At 68.8% G+C, this 13,399-nt stretch carries 13 protein-coding genes; 5 read left to right on the forward strand and 8 right to left on the reverse strand.

The annotated features are described in order from the left end of the window. Positions 1 to 2 precede the first annotated feature (2 nt). The gene (locus LT965_RS02595; RefSeq protein ID WP_232702457.1) at positions 3 to 1,019 is read left to right on the forward strand and encodes an amidohydrolase family protein; all 1,017 of its coding nucleotides are present in this window, start codon (positions 3 to 5) and stop codon (positions 1,017 to 1,019) included. A gap of 36 nt (positions 1,020 to 1,055) precedes the next feature. After that, positions 1,056 to 1,499, forward strand: coding sequence for a universal stress protein (locus LT965_RS02600; protein ID WP_232702458.1), 444 nt, complete (start codon positions 1,056 to 1,058; stop codon positions 1,497 to 1,499). 2 nt (positions 1,500 to 1,501) lie between these two features. Here the strand turns inward: LT965_RS02600 and LT965_RS02605 are convergent, their stop codons facing one another. Continuing rightward, positions 1,502 to 2,449 (reverse strand): biotin--[acetyl-CoA-carboxylase] ligase, encoded by a 948-nt coding sequence (locus LT965_RS02605; RefSeq protein WP_232702459.1) that lies wholly within the window; start codon positions 2,447 to 2,449, stop codon positions 1,502 to 1,504. Between the two features lie 190 nt (positions 2,450 to 2,639). Between LT965_RS02605 and LT965_RS16540 the strand changes: the two genes are divergently transcribed. Both LT965_RS16540 and LT965_RS16545 read left to right on the forward strand, forming a co-directional pair. Then, on the forward strand, positions 2,640 to 2,774 hold the full coding sequence (locus LT965_RS16540; protein ID WP_269782708.1) for a DUF7503 family protein: 135 nt from the start codon (positions 2,640 to 2,642) through the stop codon (positions 2,772 to 2,774). Between the two features lie 2 nt (positions 2,775 to 2,776). Continuing rightward, positions 2,777 to 2,911, forward strand: a complete 135-nt coding sequence (locus LT965_RS16545) for a DUF7503 family protein (RefSeq protein WP_269782708.1) — start codon at positions 2,777 to 2,779, stop codon at positions 2,909 to 2,911. On the opposite strand, the gene LT965_RS02610 is transcribed toward LT965_RS16545, so the two are convergent. The 3 genes from LT965_RS02610 to LT965_RS02620 form a co-directional block, all read right to left on the reverse strand. Further along, positions 2,908 to 4,983, reverse strand: a complete 2,076-nt coding sequence (locus tag LT965_RS02610) for a hypothetical protein (protein WP_232702460.1) — start codon at positions 4,981 to 4,983, stop codon at positions 2,908 to 2,910. The two genes, LT965_RS16545 and LT965_RS02610, sit on opposite strands and share 4 nt — an antisense overlap. Before the next feature lie 307 nt (positions 4,984 to 5,290). Then, on the reverse strand, positions 5,291 to 7,117 hold the full coding sequence (locus tag LT965_RS02615; protein WP_232702461.1) for an acetyl-CoA carboxylase biotin carboxylase subunit: 1,827 nt from the start codon (positions 7,115 to 7,117) through the stop codon (positions 5,291 to 5,293). A 113-nt stretch (positions 7,118 to 7,230) separates the two neighbouring features. Then, positions 7,231 to 7,875: a helix-turn-helix domain-containing protein gene (locus LT965_RS02620; protein ID WP_232702462.1), complete on the reverse strand. Its 645-nt coding sequence runs from the start codon at positions 7,873 to 7,875 to the stop codon at positions 7,231 to 7,233. Positions 7,876 to 7,959: 84 nt separating this feature from the next. Between LT965_RS02620 and LT965_RS02625 the strand changes: the two genes are divergently transcribed. After that, positions 7,960 to 9,309, forward strand: a complete 1,350-nt coding sequence (locus LT965_RS02625) for a cytochrome P450 (protein WP_232702463.1) — start codon at positions 7,960 to 7,962, stop codon at positions 9,307 to 9,309. An 18-nt stretch (positions 9,310 to 9,327) separates the two neighbouring features. Here LT965_RS02625 and LT965_RS02630 read toward each other — a convergent pair whose 3' ends face one another. The 4 genes from LT965_RS02630 to LT965_RS02645 form a co-directional block, all read right to left on the reverse strand. Further along, positions 9,328 to 9,993: an alpha/beta hydrolase gene (locus LT965_RS02630; RefSeq protein WP_232702464.1), complete on the reverse strand. Its 666-nt coding sequence runs from the start codon at positions 9,991 to 9,993 to the stop codon at positions 9,328 to 9,330. Positions 9,994 to 10,034: 41 nt separating this feature from the next. After that, positions 10,035 to 10,292: a DUF8022 family protein gene (locus LT965_RS02635; RefSeq protein ID WP_232702465.1), complete on the reverse strand. Its 258-nt coding sequence runs from the start codon at positions 10,290 to 10,292 to the stop codon at positions 10,035 to 10,037. Beyond that, on the reverse strand, positions 10,292 to 11,836 hold the full coding sequence (locus LT965_RS02640; protein ID WP_349292080.1) for an acyl-CoA carboxylase subunit beta: 1,545 nt from the start codon (positions 11,834 to 11,836) through the stop codon (positions 10,292 to 10,294). Before LT965_RS02640 ends, LT965_RS02635 begins: the two co-directional genes overlap by 1 nt. 79 nt (positions 11,837 to 11,915) lie before the next feature. Further along, on the reverse strand, positions 11,916 to 13,349 hold the full coding sequence (locus tag LT965_RS02645) for a sodium-dependent transporter (protein WP_232702467.1): 1,434 nt from the start codon (positions 13,347 to 13,349) through the stop codon (positions 11,916 to 11,918). Between the last annotated feature and the right edge of the window lie 50 nt (positions 13,350 to 13,399).

The raw sequence follows: 13,399 nt of genomic DNA on the forward strand, positions 1-13,399 counted from the left end.
GTATGGAACTCTCTGGGACGGTCCTCTGGGGGGAGGACTACGAACCAGTACAGGGGACGCTCGTCGTCGACGACGGCGAGATCGTCCGCCTCGACGAGGAGCGAACGGACTCGACGGACATCGTGTTGCCGGCGTTCGTGAACGCCCACACCCACATCGGCGACTCCATCGCGAAGGAGGCGGGTCGCGGCCTCACGCTGGAGGAACTGGTCGCGCCGCCGGACGGCCTCAAACACCGGCTGCTCCGCGAGGCCGACCGCTCGGAACTCGTCGAAGCGATGCGCCGGAGCCTCCAGTTCATGGCGGAGACGGGTACCGCGGCGACCCTCGAGTTCAGGGAGGGTGGTCTGGAGGGCGTCCACGCGATCCGCGAGGCGGCGAAGGGCGTGGGCGTCGAACCGTTCGTGTTCGGTCGCGGCGACCCGGCGGTCGTCGACGCCGCGGACGGCTACGGCGCGAGCGGCGCGGCGGACGGGGAGTTCGGGCGCGAGCGCAACGCCGCGCGGACCGCTGGCAAACCGTTCGCCATCCACGCGGGCGAGGTGGACGCCACCGACATCAACCCCGCGCTGGACCTCGACCCGGACATGCTCGTCCACATGGTGCACGCCGAACAGTTGCACCTCGACCGCGTCGAGGACAACGGCATCCCCGTGGCAGTCTGCCCGCGCTCGAACCTCGTGACGGACGTCGGCCTGCCGCCGGTCCGCGAGCTGCTCGACCGCACGACGGTGGCGCTGGGCACTGACAACGTGATGACGAACAGTCCGTCGATGTTCCGGGAGATGGAGTTCGTCGCGAAGTGCTGCGACGTGGAGGCGCCCGAAGTGCTGGAGATGGCGACGCGGGCGGGCGCGTCGGTGGTCGACGGGAACTACGGCGTCGTCAAGGCCGGCCGGGAGGCCCGCCTGCTGGTGCTCGACGGCGACTCGCACAACCTCGCCGGCGCCCGCGACGTGGTCCGCGCGGTGGTGCGGCGCGCCGGTTCGAGCGACGTGGAACGCGTCGTGCTGCCATGAACACTTAACCCCCCACCGCGTGAACACGTAGCACACATGGGTCGCTACGAGCGCATCCTCGTGCCGACCGACGGCTCCGAGGCGACGCGGAGAGCCGTCGAGCACGGGGTCGGACTGGCCGCCGAACACGGCGCCACGATACACGCGCTGTACGTCGTGAACTCGGCGAACTTCGCGGGCCTCCCGATGGACTCCTCCTGGGAGAGCGTGGCGGCGATGATGAACGAAGAGGGCACGAGCGCACTCGACGACGTCGAGGCCGTCGCCGACGAGCACGGCGTGACCGTCGAGCGCGCACTGGTCGACGGCAACCCGAGCCGCGAGATCGTGCGCTACGCGGAGGACGAGGGCTGTGACCTCGTGGTGATGGGGACCCACGGCCGCGGCGGGATCGACAGGCTCCTGCTCGGCAGCGTCGCAGAGAAGGTCGTCCGCTCCTCCTCGGTGCCGGTGTTGACCGTGCGCGTCGGCGAGGAGTAACGCTACGCCGAGCGGAGGTGCTGGCAGTCGCCGGCGTGGACGACCTGCGCGCCGTCCGCCGTGTCGACGACCAGTGCACCGTGTTCGGTCACGTCGACGGCGTCGCCGACGACGTCGCCGTCCGCGGTTTCGACGCGGACGCGCTGGCCGATGGTCGCCGCGCGCTCGCGCCACGCGGTCAGGATGTCGTCGGGGTCGTCCCTGAGTGCGGCGAACCGCTCGAGCAGGCGCTGGACGAACACTCTTCGGGGGACGTCACCCACCTCGGCCCGGACGCTCGTCGCTTCGCCGTCGAGTTCCCCGGGGTCGAGGTTGACGTTCACCCCGACGCCGACCGCGAGCCACGACACGCGGCTGGCCTCCCCCTCCATCTCCGTGAGGACGCCCGCGAGCTTCGCGCCGCCGCGACCCGAACTGTCGCGCTCGTCGGAGACGACGACGTCGTTCGGCCACTTTATCTCGGCGTCGACGCCGGCCTCCCGTGCGGCGTCGGTGACGGCGACGGCCGCCGCGAGCGTCAGTAGCGGTGCACGGGCCGGCGGTACGTCGGGGCGGAGGAGGAGGCTCGTCCAGACCCCGCCCGCGGGCGAGGACCACTCGCGACCCCTCCGGCCCTTGCCGCCGGTCTGGCGGTCGGCCAGGACGACCACGTCGCTGGCGCCGTCCGCGGCGAGTTCGCGCGCCCGGTCGTTCGTGCTCGGGAGGGCGTCGTGGTACTCGACGTCGAAGGGCGCGTCGAGCCCGAACTCGACGGCCGCCGCGCCGTACTCAGGGACGCCCGCGAGCACGTAGCCGTCCGCGACGCTGTCGACGACGAAGCCGGCGTCGCGGAGCGCTTCGACGTGCTTCCAGACGGCCGTGCGGGAGACCTCGAGGCGCTCGGCGAGCGCCGGGCCGGTGACCGGACCGTCGTCGAGGGCAGCGAGGACGGCGCGACGCGTCTCGTTCATCGCCCGGAGGTTGCTCGTGCGTCGGCAAAAACCTCCCTGTCGAGGGTGAAATCCGTTCACAATGCCCTCGTCGGGGGGTAGAGCACCTCCGAAGTTGATTTCGGCGTTTGATTCGGGAATTTTACGGATATTTTCTATCTGTTATCTTCAAATAGATTCAATATATTGACCGGTCTCTATCCAGTTGACGATGTCAGACAGCAAGCTCACGCAGTTCCTGACCGACAACCCGCGAATGATCGGCGTCCTGTTCAGCCTCATGGTCTTCCTCTCGACCACCGGCGCTGCCGCCGCGAGCAACACCTCCTCCATCTCGGGGCCGTAACGATGTCGGACAGCAAGCTCACGCAGTTCCTGACCGACAACCCGCGGATGATCGGCGTCCTGTTCAGCCTCATGGTCTTCCTCTCGACCACGGGCGCCGCAGCTGCCAGCAACACCTCGTCGATCTCCGGTCCTTAGTTCAGCTCGTTCTCCAGTAGTTCGTCGCTCCAGACCAGTTCGTCGTCGAGGAGCACCGGCACGACGCCGCGGTTGAAGAACTCGCGTAGCTCCGCCGCCGAGACCTCGAACGTGTCGATGTGCCCGGAGTTCAGGTAGCGTAGCGTGTTCTCCTGGACGTTCGGCGTCAACAACGACCCGATAGAGGTCCGCGACGTCGGGTAGCCGTGGATGGTGAGTTCGTAGCCATCCGACAACGTCTCTAGCTCCGTCGATACCGGCGTCCCGGTCGTGTGCTGGACCAGCTGTAGGGTCCCGTCACCGATGGTGATGTACTGGTTCCCGAACAGCGTGACGTTCCTGGCCACCGACAGCCCCGCCTGGAGCGTGAACCCGTTGTTCAGCAGGCGGGCGAGCGCGCGACCGATCCTGACCGCGGGGTCGTTGCTGATGTTCGTCAGCGTGACGATGCCGCCGAAACTCCCCCGGTCGACGAGCGCCTTCCCCTGTTCGTAGGAGCGGCAGGCGTTCAGGAGGAACGCGTCGACGTTGACCTCCGTCAGTGTGTGGGCGTCCAGCAGGCCGTCACTGCACTGGAACCCGCCGTCGTCGACGTGCCCGATGTAGTGGAGGAAGTCCGCGTCCGCCCGCAGCAGTTCGGCGAGTTCGGCCTTCGAGAGCTCGTAGTGGACGGCGATCTCGAACTCGAAGAGGTCCCGCGCCCCGTAGAACTGCTCGACGATGTCCTCCTCGCTCATCTCGGAGTCGTTGCAGACGATCTCGATGCTGATCGACTCCCTGTCGCGTTCCGGCCGCTCGAGCCGGCGGCGGTACGAGGGCGTGGTCGTCTTGCTCGCACCGAGCGGGTAGCCGTCGGCGATCCAGGCGTGTTCGATGGCGGTCGTTTCCGTCGGCTTCACGATACCGGAGTCGTCGGTGACCGCACCCGACTGGCTCCTGACGTTCGCGTCCTTCGCCCGGTAGAACGACGTCAGTTCCTCGGGCTCCGAGCGAACGGTGGGGTCCGGTCCCGTCTCGGGGATCCGTATCTCCGCGAGGTCGTTCGTGACGAACGGGATCGACTCGACGTTCGCGGGGTCGGGAGCCATGTCCGCCGTCAGCTTCCACCGCGGGCGGTACGGTTCCGTTACCTCGTAGGGCACCTCGAGGTACGCCCGGAGCTGTTCGGCGAGGGAGGCCTCGTACAGTTCGGCGAGGTCGAACGGGAGGTCGTCCTCGACTTCGTTCCGCTCGTGGAGGTCGACCGGGTAGAACCCCTCGGTCCGGGTCACACAGTCGAGGAAGAAGACGTGCTTGAGCAGCGTGTTCACCTCCGACTCGAAGCCACGTTCCGTGTCGAGGTCGTAGCGCCACCCGTCGACCACGAGCGTCCGCGTCTCCCCCGGGACGATCTCGGCGCCGAGGTAGTACGCCAGCGAACTCACCACGTAGAGGTCCGCGTAGTCGCGCGGAATCTCGATGGTCACGTCGGTGTCGGGTGCGACGAGGGCGTCCGGGGCGTCGAAGCCGTCGCCCCGCTCGACGAGCGGCGGGTGCCCCCGAAGCGTCGGGAACGACCGCTCGCAGGACGTCGTCTTCAGCGCCGACCCGCTCAGGGAGATGGCGCGCATCGCGTCCTCGACGCTGTCGCCGACGGTGATGGTGCCTGCTGGCGACTCGTGGAGGGAGCGAACGCCGACCGCGAGTGGCGTCACTTCGCCGAACTCCACGTGTGTCGAGTTCTCCAGGCGCCGGATCGTCACGCTGGACTCGACGACAACCTGGAGTTTCATCGGGCCGACGTCGAAGTTGAGCGAGTACCAGTCCAAGGGGTACTCGGCTCGTTGCTGGTTCGCGGACTCCCCGATGAGGGTCCCGTCGGCCGACCGGAGGATGACGTCCACGAGTCGCGGGATCTCGAGCGTGCCCGTCGTTACGCTGACCGCCTCGTCGGCCGGGAAGACGAACCGGTCGGTGTCCACCGGCGTCGGGTCGACGACGTGGTCCGTGTACAGTTCGAACTGCGCGTTCTCGATGGGGTCGAGGATGTGGAGGCCGGGCGGCGTCTCCAGGGTCGTGAACTCCGGTCTCACGCCGACCACCGTCCGTCTGCCCGGGGAGAGCCTGTGACCGGACCGGCGGACTCACGAGCGCAGTCGGTCGAACAGTCGGGGTGGAGGGGGGTTCTGCACGGGGTAGCTGTGTCGGCGGGGTCCATGGTGACGTCGGTAGCTGTCTGCGTCGAGAGGCACCGGACGCGGATAACCACCGCGGTGTCCGACGGGGGCGTGTGGGGGTCGACGGGACCCTCCAGCGGCTCAGTCGGCGCGTGAACGGCGACCCCCTCTTGTGGCATCGTACCACACAGGGGAGCCTGCTGTCATAAAAATTCGGACGGCGTCAGTCGATGACGACGAGCACGTCGCCCATGTCGACGCTGTCCCCCTCCTCGACCGCTACCTGCGTGACGGTGCCGCCGTGGGAGGCGACGACGTCGTTCTCCATCTTCATCGCCTCCAGCACCACCAGCACGTCGCCGGGTTCGACCTCGTCGCCCTCCGCGACGTCCACGGAGAGGATGGTGCCCTGCATCTCCGACTCGACGGTCTCGCCGTCGCCCTCGACGACCGTCTCGGAGTCGTCGTCACCGCTCGCGCGCTCGGGGCGCTGGCCGCCCGCGCTCCCGCCGCTCGTGGCCAGTTTGGCAGCGCCGCGCTCCTCGAGGTTGACCTCGAAGCGCTTCCCGTTGACCTCGACGGTGAAGTCGCGTTCGACGACATCCTCGTCGCCGTCGGCGCTGGTGGTGTCGCCGCCCCACTGCTCCTGGGCCTCGTCGATGCGCTCGGGGTCGAGCTGTTCGTCGAGGTACTTCGTCGTGTGCGTGCCAGCGACGAACGCGTCGTCGGTGAGCATCAGCCGGTGGAACGGGACGATGGTCGGGATGCCCTCGATGTCGTACTCCGCGAGCGCGCGCTGGGAGCGCACGATGCACTCCTCGCGGTCGCCCGCGCTGACGACGAGTTTCGCGACCATCGAGTCGTAGTCCGTGACGAGGTCGTCGTCCTGGCGCAGCGCGTCGTCGACCCGGACGCCGATGCCGCCCGGCGGGTCGTACGTATCGAGGCTGCCGCCGGTCGCTGGCGCGAAGTCCTCGGCCGCGTTCTCCGCGTTGATGCGGAACTCCATCGCGTGGCCCCGCAGGTCGACGTCGTCCTGGGCGAACGTGAGTTCCTCGCCAGCGGCGATCTTCAGCTGCCACTTCACGATGTCGATGCCCGTCAGTTCCTCCGTGACGGTGTGCTCGACCTGGATGCGGGTGTTCACCTCGAGGAAGTAGAAGTCCGTCTCCGGGCCGAGCAGTTCGCCGGCCTCCCGGTCGAGGTCCTCCTCGACGAGGAACTCGAAGGTGCCCGCGTTGTAGTAGCCCGCGACGTCCGCGCCGCGGCGCGCGGCCTCGCCGATCTCCTCGCGGAGGTCGTCCGTGAGCGCCGGGGACGGCCCCTCCTCGATGACCTTCTGGTGGCGGCGCTGCAGCGAACAGTCGCGCTCCCCGAGGTGGCGGACGTTGCCGTGGTGGTCTGCGACGATCTGGACCTCGACGTGGCGCGGGTTCTCGAGGTAGCGCTCGAGGTAGACGTTCGCGTTGTCGAAGTACGCCTCGCCCTCGCGCTTCGCGGATTCGAGCTGTTCCTCGGCTTCCTCGGCGCTCTCGACGATCTTCATCCCGCGGCCGCCACCGCCGCCCTCGGCCTTGATGGCGATGGGGTAGCCGTACTCCTCGCCGAACTCGTGGACCTCCTCGACGGACTCCGCGGGGTCGGTTGTGCCGGGGACGATGGGGACGTCGGCCTCTCGCATCGTCTTCCGCGCTGACGTCTTCTCGCCCAGCTGGGCCATCGACTCGGCGGCGGGGCCGACCCACGTCACGCCCTCCGTATCCTCGACCTTGCCCGCGAACGTCGCGTTCTCCGCGAGGAAGCCGTAGCCCGGGTGGATGGCGTCGGCGCCGGACTGCTCGGCCGCGTCGATGATGGCCTCGTGGTCGAGGTAGGAGTCGGCGGCGCGGGCGGGTCCGACGTTGTACGCCTCGTCGGCGTACCGGACGTGTCCCGCGTGTTTGTCGGCGTCGCTGTAGACGGCGACGGTGTCGATGCCGAGTTCCTCGCAGGCCCGCATCACTCGGACCGCGATTTCGCCGCGGTTGGCGACGAGTACCTTCTCGAACATTCTTGAAGTTTGATTCTGGGGACGGCCTACTGATACTGTCGGTTCGAATCCGCCTCCGACCCACTGCTGCTTCGCGGAATCGTCCACGTTGCACCCGGAGGCGGTTGACGAACCTACATCAGTGCGCCCATCACCTCGGCCTCGGCCTTCCGGAGGTGGTCCGAGACGGTCGAGGCGGCGACGTCGAGTTCGGCTGCCACGTCGTCTAGCGTCGCCTCCCGCGGCACCTCGTAGTAGCCGAGTTCAGTGGCCGTCTCGACGACCTCCCGCTGGCGGTCGGTCAGCGGCGCCGCGGGCGTCCGGAAGCGGTCGTACTCGCCGACCCGTTCGACGGTGGTGTCGATGCGGTCGGGGAACTCAGCGAGCATCCCGCGGAGGTCCGCGGGGTCGCCGAGCACCTCGAAGATGGCCTCGCCGTCGTCCGTGTAGACGATGGGCGGCATCACGACGATGCTCGCCCGGTAGAACGCCAGCATCCACTCCCACTCGCTCTCGGAGGGTTCCGCGTACACGAAACTGTAGAACGTCGAGTCCGTGACCGGCGTGAGGTCGAACTCCTGCACCGAGTCGACGTCCGCGATGCGCTCGCGGTAGGCGTCGACGTCGCCCACGGCGCGGAACAGCACCGTCGGCAGTTCGCCGACGAAACTCCACGACCAGAGTTCCTGGCGACGCATCTCGGGGTGGTCGACGAGGAAGTTGTGCATCGGGTGGCGCGTCCGCCGGGGGAACCCGAGTCTGACGCGCATGTGCTTCATACCGGCAACACCCACGCCAGGCTACATAAATGGGCTAGGATGGACGTGGCAAGCGCAATCATCCGTGGCGACGGAGCCTCCCACATGAGCGAGAGCGCCGACGCCCGACCGCTGCCCGGACCGGATGGACTACCGTTCGTCGGCAGTTTCCTCGAGTTCCGGCGCGACCCGTTCGCGTTCTACGACGACCTGCGCGAGTACGGCGGCGTCGTCGGCTACCGGATGATGGGCTACGACATGTGTTCGGTCCTCGACCCCGACGCCATCGAGGACGTCCTGCTGAACGAAGCCGACGCCTTCCAGAAACCAGCCCTGCTCGGCGAGTCCCTGGACGACTACATGGCCGAAGGCGTGCTCCTGACGGAGGGCGAACAGTGGCGCGCCCAGCGCACCATGCTCCAGCCGATGTTCTATCGGGAGCGCGTCGAGGGGTACGGCGACCTGATGGCCGACTACGCCGTAGAGGCGGCCGCAGAGTGGGCCAGCGATGGCGAGGTCGACGTCCAGTCCGCGACGTCCGACCTGACGCTCCGCATCCTCGCTCGCACGCTCTTCGACGTCGACCTCGACGAGCGTGCCGCCGTCGTCCGGGAGTTCGCGGACGCCGTGAGTGAGATCGGGCGCGCCGGCTCGCTGGAATCTCAGCTCCCCGGTTGGGTCCCGCTCCCCTCCCGTCGCCGCCACCGTCGGGCGTTCGAGAACTTCGACGACGCCCTGCGGAACCTCGTCGACGAGCGGCGAGCCAGCGGTGGGTCGGGTGACGACACGCCCGACGACCTGCTGACGTTGCTCCTGGACGCCGACTACCCGGACGGCTCGACACCCTCGGAGACGGAGATCCGCGACCAGTTGATGACGTTCCTGTTCGCCGGTCACGAGACGACCGCGCTCGCACTGACGTGGGCGTTCGTCCTCCTCGAGCGACGCCCCGAGACGTACGACCGGCTACGGCAGGAGGTGGACGACGTCCTCGACGACGACCGCGCGGCCGTCGCCGACCTCCCCGACCTGACGTACACGGACTGGGTCGCCAGAGAGGTGTTGCGACTCCGACCGCCGGCGGGTGCGCTGTTCCGCGAACCCCGCGAGGACGTCGAACTCGCCGGCTACCACGTCCCGGAGGGGACGATGGTCGTCCTCCCGCAGTTCGCCGTGCAGACCGACCCCCGGTTCTTCGAGGCCCCCGAGGAGTTCCGTCCGGAACGCTGGGCGGGCGACCTGGAGGACGACCTACCGGACTACGCGTACTTCCCGTTCGGCGGTGGCCCCCGACACTGCATCGGGATGCGCTTCGCGGCTCTCGAACTCCGGCTCGCGCTCGCGACCATCGTCCGCAACGTCGACGTCTCCGTCCGCAATCCCGACGTCGACCCGGACCTCGGGACGCCGTTCGCGCCCGCCGAGGACGTCCGCGCGGACGTGACCGAACGCTGAGGATCGGCCCGCGGAGGGTCAGTCGCGGAGGAACGCGAGCGTCTGGTCGACGACCTCGCGTTCCAGGTCCACCCCGCGGAACGAGTGGTCCTCGCCCTCGCGGACGAGCAGTTCCGCGTCAGCTAGCGCGTCGACGACGCGCCGGGAGTTCTCGACGGGGACCACCGCGTCCTCGGAGCCGTGGATGAGGAGGGCGGCGGCGTCGACGTCGGCGAGCGTCCCGGGACCGATCTGTCGCGAGTCGAGTTCCTCGATGGGAGCGGCGCTCACGCCCCCGATGTGTGACTCCTCGCCAAAGTCGAAGGCCGCGGGCGCCCACAGCACCAGTCTGTCGACGGCGTCGGGCACGTGGGTCAGCATGACGCCCGCGCCGAAGCTCTTCCCGACCACGGCGAGGTCCGTACAGCCCCGGTCCTGGAGCACCCGAACCGCGGCGTCGAGTTCCGCGTGGAGGTCGTCGAGGCTCTTCTCCCAGACGCCGCTGGGCGTCCAGCTCTCGAAGCGGAAGACGTGGCTGCCGTCGGCGGCGGCCGCTTCGGCGAGCCGGTCGAAGATGCCGCCCCAGGGACCGTGTCCGGCGCCCGGCATCACAGCGATGCCGCGGCCGTCCGGGTCGTCGGGGACGGTCAGTTCGGCCTCGTACGCGTCGCCGTGCGCGGAGAGCGTGGCTGCCTCTGAACGCATCGTCTATCCGACGGCGGGACGCCCCGTAACTCTTCGGGCACTCAGAACCGGTCCCGGCGGCCCGCCGCGCTCCATGCGTCGGTGGGCGCGCCGTCCGGCACGCGCACCGGACCGCCGTCGAGCGCCTCGATGCGGCCCGCGAACGACCACTTCCGGCCGGTCCACGTCGCCGCCTCGTCGCCCTCGGCGGCCGCGGCTTCGAGTGCCGCGAGGTGGGCGCTGACCGCGGCCGCGATGGCCGCCGCCTCCTCGTCGCTGGCGTCGTCGGGAATTGCGACCTCGGAGTCGTCGGTGACCATCACAGCGGGATGTTGCCGTGTTTCTTCTCGGGGGTGTCCTCGCGCTTGCTCGCCAGCATCTCCAGGTCCGAGATGAGCCGCGGGCGAGTCTCCGTCGGTTCGATGACGGCGTCGACGTAGCCGCGGTCGGCGGCCGTGTACGGGTTGGCGAACTCCTCGCGGTACTCGTCGATGAGCTCCTCGCGGAGTTCCTCCGGGTCCTCGGCGTCCTCGAGTTCGTCGCGGTAGAGGACGTTCACCGCCCCCTTCGGCCCCATCACGGCGATCTCGGCGGTCGGCCACGCGTAGTTGACGTCCGCGCCGATGTGCTTGCTCGACATCACGTCGTAGGCGCCGCCGTAGGCCTTCCGCGTGATGACCGTGAGCAGGGGGACGCTCGCCTCGGAGAACGCGTAGAGGAGTTTCGCGCCGTGGCGGATGATGCCGTCGTGCTCCTGGTCGGTGCCGGGGAGGAAGCCGGGGACGTCGACGAACGTCAGGATCGGCACGTTGAACGAGTCACAGAGGCGGACGAACCGGCTGGCCTTCTCGGAGGCCTCGATGTCGAGGGTCCCCGCGTTCACGCGGGGCTGGTTGGCGACCACGCCCACCGAACGGCCGTCGAGGCGCGCGAAGCCGACGACGATGTTCTTCGCGAAGTTCTCGTGGACCTCGAAGAACGACCCCTCGTCCGCGACGCTCCCGATGACGTCGGTCATGTCGTAGGGCTTGCGGGGTTCGTCCGGGACGATGGACTCCAGGTCCTCGTCGCGGCGCTCGGGGTCGTCCCACGGCTCCACTCTGGGTGGGTCCTCGACGTTGTTCTGTGGGAGGTACGAGAGCAGACGGCGGATGTCGTCGAGGGCCTGCTCCTCGTCGTCGCAGGCGAAGTGCGCGACGCCGGACTCCGAGGAGTGGGTGGTCGCGCCGCCCAACTCCTCGAAGCCGACCTCCTCGCCGGTGACCGTCTTGATGACGTCCGGCCCGGTGATGAACATGTGGCTGGTGTCCTTCACCATGAAAACGAAGTCCGTGATGGCGGGGGAGTACACCGCGCCGCCCGCGCACGGCCCCATGATGGCCGAGATCTGGGGGACGACGCCGGAGGCCTTCTCGTTGCGCGTGAAGATCTCGGCGTAGCCGCCCAGCGAGTCGACGCCCTCCTGGATGCGGGCGCCCGCGGAGTCGTTGAGGCCGACGACGGGCGCACCGACCTCCATCGCCTTGTCCATCACCTTCGTCACCTTCTCGGCGAACACCTCGCCGAGGCTGCCGCCGAAGACGGTGAAGTCGTGGGCGAAGACGAAGACGGTGCGGCCGTTGACCTCGCCGTATCCCGTGACGACGCCGTCGCCGGGGAGCTGTCTCTCCTCCATCCCGAAGTTGTGGCTGCGGTGGGTGCGGAGGCGGTCGAACTCTTCGAACGTGTCGTCGTCGAGGAAGTAGTCGATGCGCTCCCTGGCGGTCATCTTCCCCTTCTCGTGCTGGGACTCGATGCGGTCCTCGCCGCCGCCGAGGAGTGCGCGCTCGGTCTTCTCGCGCAGTTCCTCGATGCGCTCTTCCATCGTCATCTGATTGTGCCATGCTTCCAGCACCGAGGGCAAAAGGATTCCGAGACGGGTACAGCGCGCCCCGTAACTCCGGCTACAGCACGGACCGCGGGGACCGGAGTCCCGCGAACGCCGCGAGCACGAGAGCGGCGCTGGCGACGCCGAGGAGGCGTGTCTGGTCGAAGGTCACGCCCAGCACCGACACCGGGTCGACGGTGACGCCGAGTGCGGCGACGACGCCGGAGACGAGCGTGAACGTGAGGAACAGCGGGATGACGACGCCGACGGCGTACAGCCACGGCGTCCCGAGACTGCTCGCGAACGCGCCCGCGCCGCGGCGGTACTCGTCGAGCGCGTCGGCGCCCATCACCCACCCCACGAACAGCAGCAGGCCGAGGAGGCCGGCGGTCAGCAGGAGGTCGACGAGCGTGCTGGCGACGAAGTCGAAGAGCTCCGGGTCGAGCGCGCAGACGGTGCCCGTGACCGCGAAGAGGGCGGTGAGCCCTGCCGTCGCGGTCCGCCGCGTCACGCCGTACTCGTCGACGAGGAACGACACGGGGATCTCGAGCATCGAAATCGAGGAGGAGAGCGCAGCGAGCACGACGGCGCCGAAGAAGACGGCGCCGACCACCTGGCCGTACGGGAGCGCGGCGAACGCGCCCGCGAGACTGACGAACAGCGAGCCCGGACCGCCCCCACCCACGCCGACGCCGAGCGCGAACAGGATGGGGAAGACGACGAAGCCCGCGAGCAGGCCGACGAGCGTGTTGAAGCCCGCGATGGCGGTACCGTCGGTCGCGAGCGAGCGGTCCTCGCCGAGGTAGGAAGCGTAGGTGAGCATCGTGCCCGCGCCCAGCGACAGCGTGAACAGCGCCTGGCCGGCGGCGGCGGGGAGGATGGAGAGGAAGTTCGCCTGCAGGTAGCCGAGGTCCGGCGAGAGGAAGAACGCCAGCCCCTCGCCCGCCCCGTCGAGGCTGACGCCCCACGCGGCGAGGCCGACGAGCAACACGACGAGCGCGGGGACCATCACCTTCGCCGCCACCTCGATGCCGCGCTGGACGCCGCGGAGGACGACGAACGCGGTGAGACCGAGGAAGAGGAGGTGGAAGCCCACCGCCTCGACCCCGAAGTTGACGCTCTCGAAGTATGTGGCGGGGTTCCCGAAGTAGGCGCCGCCGAAGCTAGCGACGACGTAGCGGAGGATCCACCCACCGACGACGCTGTAGAACGAGAGGAGAGCGATTGCAGTGACGACGAAGAGGTAGCCGAACCCGCTCCAGCGTCTCGACCCGGAGAGTGCGCCGAGCGCACCGACCGGGTTGCGTTCCCCCCGGCGACCGACGACGAGTTCGCCGAGGAGGCCGGGCACGCCGACGAGCAGGACGATGGCGAGGTAGACGAGGAGGAACGCCGCACCGCCGTTCTCTCCGGTCATCCACGGGAACCGCCAGAGGTTCCCGAGGCCGACGGCGCTCCCGACGGCCGCGAGGATGAACCCGAGCCGCGTCTTCCAGGATTCGCGAGTCATTGGGTAGCGTTGCGACCACCCCCATTTGAGGGTTTTGACCGACGATTCCA

Source organism: Halobacterium wangiae, from assembly GCF_021249345.1.
Taxonomy (GTDB): Archaea; Halobacteriota; Halobacteria; order Halobacteriales; family Halobacteriaceae; genus Halobacterium; species Halobacterium wangiae.

Coding starts and splice junctions, on each gene's coding strand:
- LT965_RS02595 (WP_232702457.1), top strand. CDS start 3: ATGGAACTCTCTGGGACGGTCCTCTGGGGGGAGGACTACGAACCAGTA.
- LT965_RS02600 (WP_232702458.1), top strand. CDS start 1,056: ATGGGTCGCTACGAGCGCATCCTCGTGCCGACCGACGGCTCCGAGGCG.
- LT965_RS02605 (WP_232702459.1), bottom strand. CDS start 2,449: ATGAACGAGACGCGTCGCGCCGTCCTCGCTGCCCTCGACGACGGTCCG.
- LT965_RS16540 (WP_269782708.1), top strand. CDS start 2,640: ATGTCAGACAGCAAGCTCACGCAGTTCCTGACCGACAACCCGCGAATG.
- LT965_RS16545 (WP_269782708.1), top strand. CDS start 2,777: ATGTCGGACAGCAAGCTCACGCAGTTCCTGACCGACAACCCGCGGATG.
- LT965_RS02615 (WP_232702461.1), bottom strand. CDS start 7,117: ATGTTCGAGAAGGTACTCGTCGCCAACCGCGGCGAAATCGCGGTCCGA.
- LT965_RS02620 (WP_232702462.1), bottom strand. CDS start 7,875: ATGAAGCACATGCGCGTCAGACTCGGGTTCCCCCGGCGGACGCGCCAC.
- LT965_RS02625 (WP_232702463.1), top strand. CDS start 7,960: ATGAGCGAGAGCGCCGACGCCCGACCGCTGCCCGGACCGGATGGACTA.
- LT965_RS02630 (WP_232702464.1), bottom strand. CDS start 9,993: ATGCGTTCAGAGGCAGCCACGCTCTCCGCGCACGGCGACGCGTACGAG.
- LT965_RS02635 (WP_232702465.1), bottom strand. CDS start 10,292: ATGGTCACCGACGACTCCGAGGTCGCAATTCCCGACGACGCCAGCGAC.
- LT965_RS02640 (WP_349292080.1), bottom strand. CDS start 11,836: ATGGAAGAGCGCATCGAGGAACTGCGCGAGAAGACCGAGCGCGCACTC.
- LT965_RS02645 (WP_232702467.1), bottom strand. CDS start 13,349: ATGACTCGCGAATCCTGGAAGACGCGGCTCGGGTTCATCCTCGCGGCC.